We start from the raw sequence: 13,513 nt of genomic DNA, 5'->3' as shown, positions 1-13,513 counted from the left end.
GAGATTTATTTAAATCTGAGGGCAATCAATAATGCTAATATTTATTAAATGATTTATACCAGTTCGGCAAAGTGCAGCACACTAGTGAATCCTTTTAGTTCATCAATACGATGATCACGGATTTTTTGTACCCAGGCCGGGTCTGCTAAAAGTGGTCTTCCTACTGCTACCAAATCAAAATCGCCTCTATCCATCCTTCTAACTAGCTCATCCAGAGAACTTGGTTGTGAGGCCTCACCACGGAAAGCACCCATAAAATCGCCATCGAGGCCTACTGACCCAACCGTAATTGTAGCTGCACCAGTTATTTTTTTAGCCCATCCTGCAAAGTTCAAATCTGAACCTTCAAATTCAGGCTCCCAAAAACGACGTTGTGAACAATGCAAGATATCTACACCAGCATCTACGATAGGATTTAACCAGCTATCCATTTCAGAAGGATTGGCAGCCAGTTTAAAATTATAATCCACAGGTTTCCATTGCGATAAACGAAGAATAACAGCAAAATCATTCCCTACCTGTCTGCGTACTTCTTTGACCACTTCTACAGCAAAACGGCTTCGCTCTGCAAGTTTTTCCCCCATAATTATCCGTACGGTGATTTAACTGATCCCAGAAAAACTGGTCAATCAGATAACCGTGAGCACCATGTATTTCTACAGTATCGAACCCTAGTTTTTTAGCATCCGCAGCAGCACGGCCATAAGATAAAATAGCATCAGCAATATCACTTTCGGTCATTGCTTTTCCTTTCAACTCTCCAGGATTAACAAATCCCGAAGGACCTTCAAATTCTACGGAAGGTACCCAGCCACTTTTGTGGTTAGGTTGTATACCCATATGCCAGATCTGCGGTCCCATTTGTCCTCCTGCTGTATGAACATCTTTAATTACTTTATCCCAGCCTGCTAATGCTTTTTCTCCATAAAAATGAGGAATACTCGGATCATTTGCAGAAGAAAGACGGTCGATTACGGTACCTTCTGATAAAATCAGTCCTACATCTCCAACTGCTCTTTTACGGTAATAATCTGCGACATCGGCTGTCGGTATGCCATCAGGTGAAAATGCCCGTGTCATCGGAGCCATTACCAACCTGTTTTTCATATTCAATGTTTTCAGCTTAAAGGGCTGGAACAAACTGTCTGTATTCATAGCTATTTAATTATATTGAAGTTTCTATTAATTGTTTAAGTTCAAGACAGGCTGCCTCATTTCTTTTATAATAAGTCCATTGCCCTATCCGCGTAGACTCTATCAACCCTGTTCTCTGGAGAACAGATAAGTATTCAGAAATTGTTGATTGTGTCAGCTGTGCTTTATGCTGTATCTGGCCTACGCAAACACCCACTTCTTTAACATCTCTCTCCTGCGGAGGAAAATGTAATTCGGGCTCTTTCAGCCATTGCAAAATCATCAATCTTGTTTTATTTGACAATGCTTTAAATACTTCTACCTGATCCATGAAGCAAATGTATATCGACTTTTCCCGATATACCTATTAAATAAAATAAATTGACATTAGATTGATAACCAGACAAAAAGCTGACAATAAAAAAGGCTTAGCCACTCTAGTATGAGTAATTAAGCCTTACAAATCAATTAAGAAACCTGAATTTACGAATTGACTATACGCATTGCCAAACTGTGTCGACAAACCATTTTTTATGATCAAAGAAATGCTTTACAGTTTTAAATCCCGAGACTTTCGCAATATTTTCAGTTTCTTCAATACTGTATTTTTGAGATATCTCCATATAAATAACCTCATTCTCCTTAAATTGAAAAGTGTGATCAGCAATGTTGATTCTCTGCTCAGTTTTGCTCACCAGATAACTTTTGCAGGCACCAGTTATCGGATCATAGTTTGGATAATGCTCAAATTGGGCAATATCAAAATCACCACCTAACTCATCATTGATCCTGTGCAACAAATTCAGGTTAAAATCGCGTGTAAAACCTGCTGCATCATTATAAGCTGCAAGGATAGTATGCGGATTTTTCTTCAAATCAAAACCAATCAATACTAAATCTCCTTCCTGTAACGAAGAACGGATTTTGCGGCAAAATTCGATTGCATTCTCAGGTGTTTCGTTACCAATATTACCACCAAGCATCAAAACAACCTTTTTCCTGGAAGATATCTGATTCGCCTTTTCCAGCATATCAAAATACTCCCCATTTAATCCCTCCACCTTAAGCCCCTTAATTTTCTCCGGTAATGACTGTTCTAAATGAGCAATCATGGTAGATGAAATATCAATAGGCATATAAGTAAAATCTACTTTCGTATCTACTAATTCTTTCAGCAGGTAACTTGATTTAGTAGCATCTCCTGCACCCATCTCTACCAAATCAAAGGTATTGAACCCATTTTTCAAGGTTACTGCCAGATCTTTAAACCGTTCTCTGAAAATTTCCTTTTCACAATTGGTAGGATAATACTCAGGACAATTCATTATTTCCTGAAAAAGCTTATCCCCTTTACCATCGTAAAAATATTTGGCATTTAAAGTCTTTTGTGGTCGACTAAGGTCTTGTAAAACCTCTTTTAGAAATTGATCCATATCATTATTTTGCAAGCCTGATACCGCTAAACATCCAGCGCATATCAGGGTGAAAGAAGTTTCTGTAAGTATTTCTGCTGTGATTTAAGGGTGTAGCAACCGATGCCCCACGCAGTACTTTTTGATTAACCATGAATTTACCATTATACTCTCCCAATGCACCGGCAGCTTTAGAGAACCCAGGATAAGGCAAATAAGCACTTTCAGTCCATTCCCAAAGCTTCCCCCATTCGAATGACGAAGAAGCTACTTCCCACTCAAATTCTGTAGGCAATCGCATTCCTTTCCACTGTGCATAAGCAGACGCCTCATAATAACTGATATTAGAAACCGGCGAATTCATTTTTAGGGTCTCCAATCCGGATAGACTGTACCGATGCCATTGTCCATGTATTTCGTACCAGTATAAAGGTGAAGTGATCTGTTTCTCCTTTAACCAGTCCCACCCTTCAGCATGCCATAAACTAAAATCCTGATAGCCTCCTGCTTCTATAAATTCAAGGTATTCTCCATTGCTGACCAGCCGGGTTGAAATACTGAAATTCTGTATGTATACTTTATGTCTGCCTAGTTCATTGTCGAAATGAAAAGATACTCCCTGATGACCTATCTCCTGTACACCTTCTTTAAAACTTACCCAACGCTGTTCTGAAAGGGTAAGTCCTTTTTCTATATTATCGATAGCATAAGCCGGGAATAGGGGATTATGGCCCAATATGTATTTAATATCATACCATAATAACTCCTGATGCTGCTGTTCATGATTTAAACCCAATATCATTAGTTCTTCTAATTCCTTACTGATACCGCATAACAGGAATTTCTCCATTGCCTCATCTATATAAGCTCTGTAATGGAAAATATCATCTACGGTTGGACGGCTCAGATTACCTCTGTCTGTACGAATTACCCTTGCCCCTATACTTTCATAATAACTATTAAAAACATAATTATAATCAGCATTAAATGGCTGGTAGGCAACAGCATATGGAATTAGAATAAAGTCTCAAAAAACCAGGTGGTATGGCCCAGATGCCACTTTGGCGGACTAACTTCTTCCGTCGGTTGCACCACGTAGTCTTCTTTTTGCAGTTTATCGCATATTTGTACGCTATGCGATCTCACTGCGGAGTATTGCTCCCATAGTGACATATTAATTTTGGTTTATATGGTTGGTTAAGTCTGTTATGGTTTCAATCTGCAAACTTTGTGCCTGTTCTCTTCTCATCATTAATGCATACGCATTATTAAAACCTATAGGTTTAAGCCACTTTATGTTAAACTGGTTTTTAAATTCATTACTGACATAATCATATACGCCATTAACATCCCCTGTCAGCTTATTTATAGTTTTTCGATCTGGTTTTAGCAAAACTAAAAAACCTGTCCCCGTATATTCCGGATAAAAATCTATCTGATTATTAGTCAGTGCATCAAAACATATTTTTGTCCCCCCTAATCCCGTTTTAGTAACCACGTCCAAATCAGTATTCCCTCTGATTAATTTTTTGTATAACTGAGCGAGGATATATTGTTCCCCAAATATTTTAGACCCTATCCTTATTATCCCTTTTCCTGTACCCCTGGCGGGCTTGTATAAATGATGTGCTTTGGCAAAATCAAGGGCCACTTTTTCCGGAGTTTCTTTTAGCTGATCTACTTTATAATTCATTGCAGTCATTGTTGAATCGTTAATATGGCCCGATAACTGGTTTAATACACTTTCTAATTCAGGATGCTGATCAAGTGCTTCCTGTCTGACTACCGGAGCCGCATAATAGGGCGGAAAAATATGTTTATCATCTTTTAAAATGATTAGATCGTACGCTTTCAATCTTCCGTCTGTACTATAACCACTGATTACGTCCAGTTTCTTCTCAAAAGCAGCTTTATACATTACCGCATCGCTGATTACAACCGTCTCAATACCCAGTTTATATGTTTTTTTCAAACCCAGATATCCATCTTCCCTGCCCATAAATTCTGGCGTAAACCCACCTAAAATCCTCCCACCAATCTGAGTAGGCAGTAAATAGAAAGAACTCAGCGTAATTAAAGCAAAAGGGAGTACTAAATAAGAAATACGGATACTTTTTAAATTGAGTCTTTGAACGAGTGATAATAAAAAAATCGAATAAAATAGCTAATAAAGCAGCAGGAATAGCTCCTGCAAGGATCATATTAGAATTATTTAAAGCGATACCGCCGAAGATAAACTCTCCTAAACCACCCGCAGCAATATAAGCTGCTAGTGTCGCTACACCTACGTTAATTACAGTGGCGGTACGAATCCCCGCCATTAATACCGGAAAAGCAAGAGGCAATTCTACTTTCATCAGGATTTGCCTCTTGCTCATCCCCATACCTTTAGCTGCTTCGACTACCGCAGGGTTTACTTCCATAATGCCTGTATAGGTATTTCTGATAATCGGCAAGAGTGCATATAGAAAAAGGGCTAATATTGCTGGCTTAGGGCCTATACCCAAAAAGGGAATCAGGACACACCAAGCAGGGCGATACTAGGAATAGTCTGTAAAATACCTGCAAAACCTAATACAATACCTGATAGTTTTTGCTTTCTCGTAATCAAAACCCCTACCGGAACAGCGATCAGGATAGCAATAACCAATGAAATCAGCGTAAGCCCTATATGTGCCCAGGTCTGGCTCCACAGCTTATCAGACTGCTGTGCTACAAATTGCCAGAAAGTTTGTGCCTGCTCCATATTATTGTTTTTTATAAGCTGAAAAAGCACTCATCAGGCTTTCGATATGACGATCAGAAGAACCATTACTTTTGTCATCAGCATGAAGAAGTTGCTCCATTCTTTCCCAAACAGTAATAGTCCGATCTGAATACTCAGGCAGTAATTCTGACACCAATACGGACTTCAATTCAAGCTGTAAACGCTGTTCTTCAAAGAAATCAGCTACAAAATCATTTGCCGGATGAAAAAGCAATTCTTCGGGTGTTCCAATCTGTTTGATCTCCCCTTTGTCCATCAGACAGATCCTATCACCCATTTCAAAGGCTTCCTGCACATCGTGTGTCACCATGATTACTGTTTTTTTCACCAGTTCATCCAGTGCCTTAAACTCCTTACGGATACTAATCCTTGTCAGATTATCCAGTGCACCAAAAGGTTCGTCCATCAATAAAACAGGAGGGTTCACCATCAGTGATCTTGCCAAACCAACCCTTTGCTGCTGTCCGCCACTGAGCGCTGACGGGTATTTATCTGCTAATGCAGGATCGAGATTTAATTTATGAAAAAGTTCATCTGCTCTTTTTTTATATCGGCATTATGCCATTTTAGTAACCTGGGTACAATAGCAATATTCTCAGCTACAGTATAATGTGGAAAAAGGCCATGATTCTGTAATACATAGCCAATTCCACGCCTTAATTCTTCGGGCCTGCGGGTCCGGATATCAAGACCATTAATAAACACTGTTCCGGAATCAGGTTCTATTAATCTGTTGATCATCCGCAGCGTAGTTGTTTTTTACCACAACCACTTGTTCCTAATAAAATCAGGTTTTCGCCTTCTTTTACTTCAAAGCTGATGTTATTCACTGCTACTGAAGTGCCAAATTTCCTGATCAGGTTTTCTGCTTTTATCATTTAAGCGATTGACATGAATAAATTATTGAGTGATTCAGCATATAGAGGATGCGCAAAAATGGCAAACCGTATTTCCTCATAGGTAATTTTGCCCATCATTGCCATTTGCAGAACAGACATGATCTCGCCCCCCTGTTCGCCAATAATTGTTGCACCCAGAATCTGCTTTGTTTTTTTATCTACCACAGCCTTCATAAAACCCCTGGTTTCTGCTGTTTCAATAGCCCTGGCTACATTCTTCATTGGAATTTTAGCCACCAGGTAATCTATTCCTTTTTCTTTGGCTTGTGTTTCAGTAATGCCTATCCTGCCTAACTGAGGATCGGTAAACATGCAATAAGGTATCATACGATCTTTAATACTCATTTTACTGCCTTCCTTCGAGAATATTTTTTGTGACTACAATATAGTCATTATATGAAATATGTGTAAAAGCAGGGCCGCCTTTTACATCACCTAAAGCGTATACATGTGATGCTTTAGTTTCCAAAAATTCGTTCACTATAACAAATCCACGGGAATCACATTCTATGGATGTATTTTCCAGTCCTAAGTCTGCTGTCTGAGCATTACGACCAGAGGCTATTAATACATGGCTGCAAGAAACCGTAGTTTTTTCGCCCTTTAAATCTATAGTAACCTTAATTTTATCATTAGCCAAAGTCTCAAACTTCAAGACTTTAGCATCAGTTAGCACTTCTATACTCTCTTCTCTAAAAATACCACTCATCACTTCACAAACGTCATTATCTTCTTTAGGCATCAGTTGTGATGATTGCTCCATAATTGTGATTCTGGAACCAAAACGCTTAAACATCTGCCCAAATTCAAGTCCGATATATCCTCCCCCCCCAATCAGCAGGTGCTCAGGAACCTCTTTAAGCTCCAGAATAGTAGTAGAGGTAAGATACTTGATTGCCTTTACACCCTCTATATCAGGAATCCGCGGACTAGCCCCGGTATTAATGAAAATATGTTTAGCTGTATAGTTTTCAAAACTGCCATCTTTTCCATTCACATATACTGTATGGTCATCCTTGAATTTAGCTTCCCCATAAATCAATGTGAGGTTTTTTGTCTTTTCAAGACCTGCTATAGAACCTTCACGAAACTGTGTAACAATAGCAGACTTACGGGCCATAACAGCCTTAAAATTGACTTCATAAGCCGGAATATCAATTCCTAAAACTTTACTGTTACCGGCCATGTAAGCCATTCTTGCAGAAGCTACCATAGCTTTAGTTGGCGTACAACCATCATTAATGCAGGTACCGCCAACCAGTCTTTTTTCTATCAATGCAGTTTTCCAGCCTGCATTAGCCAATTTCTTGGCCAGGGGCACGCCAGCCTGACCTGCACCGATTACTATTGCGTCAAATTCATTCATGGTGAAACAACAATTAAAAATCCAAAATGGTGACAACTTTTTCTAATTCTTCAGGAGTATTGAAATAATGAGGTGAAAGACGGACTGCACTAACTATATTTTTTCTTTGGAAAATCGATCATTGCAGAGCATAAAGAGGTAATTGAAAAATAAACATGATGATCACGAAGGCGCTGCGCAATTTCTTCGGTAGTATGATGATCCATCGTAAATGTCAGGATATTACTCACACGTGTTCCTTTATCCTGTAAATTCAACCCCTTTATCTGCTTCAGCTGACTTCTGAACTGAATCATCAGACTTGCATTATATTCTTGAATATTCGCCATCCCAACGCCATTTGCATATTTCACAGCTTCTTTGAGTGCTAACCTGCCTGCAATTGAAGACTCCCAGAACTCAAACCGCTTAGCAGTAGGCTCCAGCGTATAATCCTCAACTGAAGTCCATTCAGCGCCAATCATATCAATGATCAGTGGAGCCAGACCAGCTTCAAGTGTGCACGATCAGAAACATATAAAAAGCCAGTACCACGAGGTCCGCGCAGGAATTTACGCCCGGTAACTGCAAGGAAATCACATCCTATCTTTTGTACATCTATAACTAACTGTCCTACAGACTGGCAAGCATCTACCAGATACCAGATATTATATTTCCGGCAAATCGCCCCGACCTCTTCTGCCGCCTGTACCAAGCCAGAACTGGTTGGAATATGTGTCAGAGCTACTAATTTGGGATGGTGTTCTTTAACCAGTTCTTCAAATGCGACTAGATCAAGATCCCCATCAGGCTTGGTAACCGCTCTGACAATTCTGATTCCGAACCGTTTCTTTAGCGAAAGAAAGGAAATCTGATTAGAAACATAATCATCATCAGTTGTTAGAATAATGTCCCCTGCTTTAAATTCAATAGAGGAGATGGCCTTTGCATAGGCATCTGTAGCACTAGTCTGAAAAGATATATTTTCAGGAGCGCAATTAAGCAGTTTGCCGGTTTTCAATATAAAATTCATCAACCCCCTGCTGGTTTGCATAGGCAAGCGCATACCCTCCGATCTGAGCCTCTTCAGTCAGGCTATCCATCATGATGTCAAATACGGTATCAGTCACCAGTGAAGAACCGGCACTATTAATAAAAATTTTGTCTGTACAACCTCTTGTCGCTTGTCTGATTGCGTTTATATCCATTTTAAAAGAATTTACAATGTCTGTTTAATACTATTTTTTTTTAACAATAATACAATGCGTAAAAGGTAATCAAAAAGCCTTAAATCTGCTCAATATCACTACAAATTCTGACTATGATCACACAAAACCCAACCTGAATTGTCTTACTTGCAGTTTAACATCACAAATAATGAGTCAACTAAAATATATCAGTGCAGAGGATGCAGTAAAACATATTCAATCAGGTCAGCGCGTGTTCCTTCATGGCAGCGCAGCAACGCCGGTATTACTAATCAAAGCTCTTCAGCAAAGACATGCTGAGCTTAAAAAAGTAGATTAATCAGTATTTCGACCCTTGGAGACGTCGATTTTAATAACCCGGAATGGCGTGACAGCTTCTTTTTAAATTCTTTATTTACTTCTGCCAATACCCGCACAGTAGTTAACAGTGCTAATGGCGATTATGTCCCTGTTTTTTTAAGTCAGATCCCAAAACTATTTAGAGAAGGCTTTTTACCCATTGATGTAGCCATTGTACAGGTTTCTCCGCCAGATGTGCATGGTTATTGTTCTTTGGGAACTTCTGTAGATATCGCAAGAGCCGCAGTAGACACTGCAAAACATGTAATAGCCCAGGTTAACCCAAATATGCCCCGTACACATGGTGACGGTTATCTTCACAGCAGTAAAATCAACGCATTTGTATGGCATGAATCGGTATTACCAGAGGTTGATTATTCAGCAAAAGTTACTGATGCGATGGTTACAATCGGTCAGCATATTGCTTCTTTAGTAGAAGATGGCGCAACGCTGCAACTAGGAATAGGAGGTATTCCGACCAGGTATTAAAGAACCTGGGTAATCATAAAAACCTCGGACTTCATACTGAAATGCTATCAGACGGGGTCATTCCTTTGATTCAAAATGGCGTAATCAACAACAGTATGAACAAAATTAACAGAGGTAAATCGATCACCTCATTTATGATTGGCACCCGTAAACTTTATGATTTTGTGAACGATAATCCAAGTATCAGAGTGATGGATATTTCTTATGCAAATGACACAAGTGTGATCCGTCAAAACCCAAAAGTCACTGCAATAAATTCAGCAATAGAACTGGATTTAACAGGCCAGGTTTGTGCAGATTCGATGGGGACTTTTCAGTATTCCGGTATCGGCGGACAGATGGATTTCATTCATGGAGCATCACTATCGCCGGGAGGAAAACCGATCATTGCCCTTCCATCAATTACCTCAAAAGGGATCTCCAGGATTGTACCATTTTTAAAAGAAGGAGCTGGTGTAGTAACGACCCGCGGACATGTACACTGGTGGTTACGGAGTACGGAAAAGTAAACCTTTTCGGGAAAAGTTTGAAGCAGCGCGCGAAAGCATTAATTGAACTTGCGCATCCCAATCACCGTGAAAATCTGGAAAAAGAATGCTTTAAAAGATTCGAAACTTATTTCGAATAGCAAATTAAACAATTCATAATAAAGTAATATTCAGAATACAACCCATATTATCTAATCTAAAGATTAAGAATGAATATTTACCTCTGGATTAGTTGATCTGATCCAGAGGTTTACGGTCACCGCTTGGTTGCGCCTTGTATTTACTTGGCGTAACCCCAGTCACGGCTTTGAATTGTGTAGACAAATGTGCGCCACTGCTATACCCCATCTGGTAAGCAATTTCATTTAGATTAAGCTCACCATATTCCAGCAGTTCTTTGACTCTTGTCACCTTCTGCTGAATGATATATTTCTCAATAGTGATCCCTTCCACATCAGAAAACAACCTGCTGAGGTAAACATATTCCTTGTTTAATTCTCTGCAATTACACTCATCAGGCTCTGCTTAAGTTCAAATAAATTTGAATAATGAACCAGCTCAATAACCTGAGTCTTCACTTGTTCAACAAGCTGGTCTTTATCTTTATCAATCAGCTCAAAACCGAGTACCTGAAATGCCGAAGAAATGTCCTGCAATTTTGCGGGATCAGGTTCGGGCGAAACCGTTACCTTTCCTAATGAGATTTCACTAACAGTAAACCCAAGGTTCTCCAATTGCTGCCTCACGATAAGGATGCATCGGTCGCAGACCATATTTTTAACATGCAGCTGCATATCAGATTAATTCAGCCTGGAATCCGGCTTTTTTTATTGTCTCTACTATTTCTTCTTTCAGGTTTTCACTGTCCACTGTAACTGTCAAAATTTTATCAGCTACATCAGTATCAACCTTCCATTCCTCCAGACCTGCCATTGCATTTAAATGAGGAGTTACTGTAGCAACACATCCGCCACATTTTATATTCGTTTTAAATTTCAGAGTTTCCATGATATATATTTTAAGAAATGTAATAAAATTAGTTTAGTTTAATCAGTTTTAACCTGAGGCTGTTCCCCACTACAGAGACTGAGCTTAATGCCATTGCTGCTCCCGCAATCATTGGATTAAGCAGAAAACCATTAAACGGATACAATATCCCCGCAGCTAAAGGTATACCAATCAGGTTATATATAAATGCCCAGAATAAATTCTGGCGAATTGTTCTCACTGTTGCCTGTGAAAGTTTAAGTGCTTTCGAGACCTGTCTCAGATCGGAGGAGATCAAAGTTAGCTTTGCCACATCGATTGCAATATCAGATCCTTTGCCCATAGCAATAGAAAGATCGGCCTGTGCCAATGCCTGGCTATCGTTAATCCCATCCCCTATCATGGCTACAACTTTCCCTTCTTGCTGCAGGCTTTTCACAAATTCCGCTTTCTCAGCTGGAAGCACATCAGCCTTATAGTTCAAAATCCCTGCCTGTTTTGCAATTGCAGCTGCCGTAAAGGCATTATCTCCTGTAAGCATGTAAACGGTTATCCCTTGCGCCTGCAACTCCTGTACAGCTTGTTTTGAGCCCTCTTTAATCTGATCAGCAATGGCAATAACTGCCAGCACCTGTTTACTGCTGGTAAAATAGATCACTGTTTTAGCACTCTGCTGAAATTCATGAACCACTTCCTTTAACTTTTCAGGAAGTTCACCATGGGCCTGAGTCAATATTTTATGACTTCCGGCAAAGTATGTTTCTCCATTAAAAACAGCTTCCACTCCTTTCCCGGTCAAACTTTTAAAATCTGTAATTGCAGCTGCCCTGATATCCATCACCTTGATGTAACCAGCTACAGCTTCGGCAAGCGGATGTTCAGACTGCTGTTCCATCGCAAGAAAGATACCCAGCATTCGCTCATCATTAGCTTTTTCACTGTTAACCCATTCAATACCCGTAACCAAAGGCTTCCCTTCCGTAATTGTACCAGTTTTATCCAGAAATTACAGTATCCACTTTATAACCAGATTCCAGAGCTTCTGCATCCTTAATCAGTATTCCGTGTTCAGCCCCTTTCCCAATCCCAACCATAATTGCCGTTGGCGTAGCAAGGCCTAATGCACAAGGACAAGCAATAACCAGTACAGTAACCATAGCCATTAGTCCCTGGCTCAGTTTATATTCTCCGCCAAATAAAAGCCATATACCTAATGTACAAACCGCAATGAAAAGAACGATCGGAACAAATATACCTGCAATTTTATCTACCAGCTTTTGAACCGGAGCTTTAGACCCCTGCGCATCCTGTACCAGTTTAATAATCTGTGCCAGTAAAGTTTCAGCTCCCACCTTTTCAGCACGGAATTTAAAACTTCCCTTCTGATTGATCGTACCAGCAAAAACCTTGTCTCCGGATTCTTTCAAAACCGCAACAGGCTCACCACTGATCATACTTTCATCCACATAAGAATGACCGTCATCAAGTACACCATCAACCGGAATTTTATCTCCGGGTTTAACAAGTAACCTGTCACCAGCCTTTACAGCCGACACTGCTATTTCCTGTTCTCCATCTTCGGTAATCAGCATAACTGTTTTTGGCTGAAGGCCGATTAATTTCTTAATTGCCGAAGAAGTATTTGATTTTGCATTCTCTTCTAAAAGCTTACCCAGCATGATGAAAACAATTACTACAGCTGCCGCTTCATAATACACATGAGGATGAATCCCTTTACTATGCCAAAACTCCGCAAAAAATGTATTAAAGACACTAAACAGGTAAGAAATACCTGTACTAAGAGCGACAAGGCTATCCATGTTCGCCCTGCCATGCTGTGCCTGTTTATAAGCATTGATGAAGAAATTCTTTCCAAACACAAACAATACAGGCGTGGTTAAAACAAGCATATAATAATTTGCATATGGAATATCCATCAGAAACATCCCTATGATTACTACAGGTAAAGTAAGCAATCCTGCAAGAATAGTCCGCGTTTTTAAAGCACTATAATTTTGTTGTTGTACCTCTTCCTGTTTCTCTTTTCCGTTAAGCGTATCCAGTATAAGATCATACCCTACAGCTTGTACTGCAGCCTGAAATTGTTCCGGAGTAATTTTACCCGGCTCATAACTGACCTTCACTTGTTGTGTAGCATAGTTAACTTCTGCGCTCTGTACCCCCTCCTGAGCTTCAATCATAGATTGCACACTGGAAGCACAACCCGCACAGGTCATACCTAATACCGGAAGAGAAATGGTTTGGAGGTTCGCTAAATCTGACATCTTATTTAATTATAGGACAAAGATAGGCCCTGCCCTATCCAAACACTTACATCATTTTGTTATAATTTTATAGAATAATGCGGGTTTTAAGATTGCATGACATCCTGCATGATAAGTTCAATGTCTGTCTTTGTTCTGACGCATCTTAACCTCTTTCTCA

At 39.7% G+C, this 13,513-nt stretch carries 19 protein-coding genes and 4 pseudogenes; 3 read left to right on the top strand and 20 right to left on the bottom strand.

Going from position 1 to position 13,513, the window contains the following annotated elements:
- Positions 1-53: 53 nt before the first annotated feature.
- The 16 genes and pseudogenes from ACWYN3_RS01000 to ACWYN3_RS00925 all read right to left on the bottom strand — a co-directional run bounded on the left by ACWYN3_RS01000 (position 54) and on the right by ACWYN3_RS00925 (position 8,765).
- Positions 54-1,155: pseudogene (locus tag ACWYN3_RS01000) on the bottom strand (NADH:flavin oxidoreductase).
- Positions 1,156-1,165: 10 nt separating this feature from the next.
- Positions 1,166-1,465, bottom strand: coding sequence for an ArsR/SmtB family transcription factor (locus ACWYN3_RS00995; protein WP_456219468.1), 300 nt, complete (start codon positions 1,463-1,465; stop codon positions 1,166-1,168).
- Between the two features lie 163 nt (positions 1,466-1,628).
- Positions 1,629-2,567 (bottom strand): L-histidine N(alpha)-methyltransferase, encoded by a 939-nt coding sequence (locus ACWYN3_RS00990; RefSeq protein ID WP_456219467.1) that lies wholly within the window; start codon positions 2,565-2,567, stop codon positions 1,629-1,631.
- Positions 2,568-2,571: 4 nt separating this feature from the next.
- Positions 2,572-3,396, bottom strand: a complete 825-nt coding sequence (locus ACWYN3_RS00985) for an SUMF1/EgtB/PvdO family nonheme iron enzyme (protein WP_456219466.1) — start codon at positions 3,394-3,396, stop codon at positions 2,572-2,574.
- A gap of 164 nt (positions 3,397-3,560) precedes the next feature.
- Positions 3,561-3,719 (bottom strand): DinB family protein, encoded by a 159-nt coding sequence (locus tag ACWYN3_RS00980; RefSeq protein WP_456219465.1) that lies wholly within the window; start codon positions 3,717-3,719, stop codon positions 3,561-3,563.
- 1 nt (position 3,720) lies between these two features.
- Positions 3,721-4,518 (bottom strand): glycine betaine ABC transporter substrate-binding protein, encoded by a 798-nt coding sequence (locus ACWYN3_RS00975; protein ID WP_456219464.1) that lies wholly within the window; start codon positions 4,516-4,518, stop codon positions 3,721-3,723.
- Positions 4,502-5,053 (bottom strand): ABC transporter permease, encoded by a 552-nt coding sequence (locus ACWYN3_RS00970; RefSeq protein ID WP_456219463.1) that lies wholly within the window; start codon positions 5,051-5,053, stop codon positions 4,502-4,504. The genes ACWYN3_RS00975 and ACWYN3_RS00970 overlap by 17 nt, the downstream gene beginning before the upstream one ends.
- A gap of 8 nt (positions 5,054-5,061) precedes the next feature.
- Entirely contained in the window at positions 5,062-5,292 is a 231-nt protein-coding gene (locus ACWYN3_RS00965; RefSeq protein ID WP_456219462.1) for a hypothetical protein, read from the bottom strand.
- Position 5,293: 1 nt separating this feature from the next.
- A complete protein-coding gene (locus tag ACWYN3_RS00960) occupies positions 5,294-5,758 on the bottom strand; it encodes a hypothetical protein (protein WP_456223350.1) in 465 nt (154 codons plus the stop codon).
- Positions 5,759-5,764: 6 nt separating this feature from the next.
- A pseudogene (locus ACWYN3_RS00955) lies at positions 5,765-6,054 on the bottom strand (ATP-binding cassette domain-containing protein); the annotation flags it as partial.
- The gene (locus ACWYN3_RS00950) at positions 6,051-6,191 is read right to left on the bottom strand and encodes a hypothetical protein (RefSeq protein WP_456219461.1); all 141 of its coding nucleotides are present in this window, start codon (positions 6,189-6,191) and stop codon (positions 6,051-6,053) included. The gene ACWYN3_RS00950 and the pseudogene ACWYN3_RS00955, both read right to left, overlap by 4 nt.
- Complete coding sequence (locus tag ACWYN3_RS00945) at positions 6,192-6,557, bottom strand: hypothetical protein (protein ID WP_456219460.1); 366 nt, start codon at positions 6,555-6,557, stop codon at positions 6,192-6,194. It abuts the gene before it with no gap.
- 1 nt (position 6,558) lies between these two features.
- The gene (locus tag ACWYN3_RS00940) at positions 6,559-7,578 is read right to left on the bottom strand and encodes an FAD-dependent oxidoreductase (RefSeq protein WP_456219459.1); all 1,020 of its coding nucleotides are present in this window, start codon (positions 7,576-7,578) and stop codon (positions 6,559-6,561) included.
- A gap of 89 nt (positions 7,579-7,667) precedes the next feature.
- On the bottom strand, positions 7,668-8,042 hold the full coding sequence (locus ACWYN3_RS00935) for an aminotransferase class V-fold PLP-dependent enzyme (protein ID WP_456219458.1): 375 nt from the start codon (positions 8,040-8,042) through the stop codon (positions 7,668-7,670).
- Between the two features lie 8 nt (positions 8,043-8,050).
- Positions 8,051-8,590 (bottom strand): aminotransferase class V-fold PLP-dependent enzyme, encoded by a 540-nt coding sequence (locus ACWYN3_RS00930; protein WP_456219457.1) that lies wholly within the window; start codon positions 8,588-8,590, stop codon positions 8,051-8,053.
- Positions 8,556-8,765, bottom strand: a complete 210-nt coding sequence (locus ACWYN3_RS00925) for a hypothetical protein (RefSeq protein WP_456219456.1) — start codon at positions 8,763-8,765, stop codon at positions 8,556-8,558. Before ACWYN3_RS00925 ends, ACWYN3_RS00930 begins: the two co-directional genes overlap by 35 nt.
- Positions 8,766-8,934: 169 nt before the next feature.
- On the opposite strand from ACWYN3_RS00925, the gene ACWYN3_RS00920 reads away from it, so the two are divergent.
- From ACWYN3_RS00920 to ACWYN3_RS00910, 3 genes and pseudogenes are all read left to right on the top strand, one after another.
- Positions 8,935-9,084 (top strand): hypothetical protein, encoded by a 150-nt coding sequence (locus ACWYN3_RS00920; protein ID WP_456219455.1) that lies wholly within the window; start codon positions 8,935-8,937, stop codon positions 9,082-9,084.
- Complete coding sequence (locus tag ACWYN3_RS00915) at positions 9,084-9,593, top strand: hypothetical protein (RefSeq protein ID WP_456222828.1); 510 nt, start codon at positions 9,084-9,086, stop codon at positions 9,591-9,593. The genes ACWYN3_RS00920 and ACWYN3_RS00915 overlap by 1 nt, the downstream gene beginning before the upstream one ends.
- Positions 9,594-9,634: 41 nt before the next feature.
- Positions 9,635-10,221, top strand: a pseudogene (locus tag ACWYN3_RS00910) (acetyl-CoA hydrolase/transferase family protein).
- Between the two features lie 88 nt (positions 10,222-10,309).
- Here the strand turns inward: ACWYN3_RS00910 and ACWYN3_RS00905 are convergent.
- The 4 genes and pseudogenes from ACWYN3_RS00905 to ACWYN3_RS00890 all read right to left on the bottom strand — a co-directional run bounded on the left by ACWYN3_RS00905 (position 10,310) and on the right by ACWYN3_RS00890 (position 13,353).
- Positions 10,310-10,534: a helix-turn-helix domain-containing protein gene (locus ACWYN3_RS00905; protein WP_456219454.1), complete on the bottom strand. Its 225-nt coding sequence runs from the start codon at positions 10,532-10,534 to the stop codon at positions 10,310-10,312.
- A gap of 38 nt (positions 10,535-10,572) precedes the next feature.
- Positions 10,573-10,854 (bottom strand): hypothetical protein, encoded by a 282-nt coding sequence (locus ACWYN3_RS00900; RefSeq protein ID WP_456219453.1) that lies wholly within the window; start codon positions 10,852-10,854, stop codon positions 10,573-10,575.
- 22 nt (positions 10,855-10,876) lie between these two features.
- On the bottom strand, positions 10,877-11,089 hold the full coding sequence (locus ACWYN3_RS00895) for a heavy-metal-associated domain-containing protein (protein WP_456219452.1): 213 nt from the start codon (positions 11,087-11,089) through the stop codon (positions 10,877-10,879).
- A 28-nt stretch (positions 11,090-11,117) separates the two neighbouring features.
- Positions 11,118-13,353 (bottom strand): annotated as a pseudogene (locus ACWYN3_RS00890) (heavy metal translocating P-type ATPase).
- Positions 13,354-13,513: the final 160 nt, after the last annotated feature.

It is taken from the genome of Pedobacter sp. NJ-S-72 (assembly GCF_053890575.1).
Note: the sequence above shows the minus strand (reverse complement) of the source record. Positions and strands in the feature narration are given on the sequence as shown.

Coding starts and splice junctions, on each gene's coding strand:
- ACWYN3_RS00995 (WP_456219468.1), bottom strand. CDS start 1,465: ATGGATCAGGTAGAAGTATTTAAAGCATTGTCAAATAAAACAAGATTG.
- ACWYN3_RS00990 (WP_456219467.1), bottom strand. CDS start 2,567: ATGGATCAATTTCTAAAAGAGGTTTTACAAGACCTTAGTCGACCACAA.
- ACWYN3_RS00985 (WP_456219466.1), bottom strand. CDS start 3,396: ATGGAGAAATTCCTGTTATGCGGTATCAGTAAGGAATTAGAAGAACTA.
- ACWYN3_RS00980 (WP_456219465.1), bottom strand. CDS start 3,719: ATGTCACTATGGGAGCAATACTCCGCAGTGAGATCGCATAGCGTACAA.
- ACWYN3_RS00965 (WP_456219462.1), bottom strand. CDS start 5,292: ATGGAGCAGGCACAAACTTTCTGGCAATTTGTAGCACAGCAGTCTGAT.
- ACWYN3_RS00950 (WP_456219461.1), bottom strand. CDS start 6,191: ATGATAAAAGCAGAAAACCTGATCAGGAAATTTGGCACTTCAGTAGCA.
- ACWYN3_RS00945 (WP_456219460.1), bottom strand. CDS start 6,557: ATGAGTATTAAAGATCGTATGATACCTTATTGCATGTTTACCGATCCT.
- ACWYN3_RS00940 (WP_456219459.1), bottom strand. CDS start 7,578: ATGAATGAATTTGACGCAATAGTAATCGGTGCAGGTCAGGCTGGCGTG.
- ACWYN3_RS00935 (WP_456219458.1), bottom strand. CDS start 8,042: ATGATTGGCGCTGAATGGACTTCAGTTGAGGATTATACGCTGGAGCCT.
- ACWYN3_RS00930 (WP_456219457.1), bottom strand. CDS start 8,590: ATGAATTTTATATTGAAAACCGGCAAACTGCTTAATTGCGCTCCTGAA.
- ACWYN3_RS00925 (WP_456219456.1), bottom strand. CDS start 8,765: ATGGATATAAACGCAATCAGACAAGCGACAAGAGGTTGTACAGACAAA.
- ACWYN3_RS00920 (WP_456219455.1), top strand. CDS start 8,935: ATGAGTCAACTAAAATATATCAGTGCAGAGGATGCAGTAAAACATATT.
- ACWYN3_RS00900 (WP_456219453.1), bottom strand. CDS start 10,854: ATGGTCTGCGACCGATGCATCCTTATCGTGAGGCAGCAATTGGAGAAC.
- ACWYN3_RS00895 (WP_456219452.1), bottom strand. CDS start 11,089: ATGGAAACTCTGAAATTTAAAACGAATATAAAATGTGGCGGATGTGTT.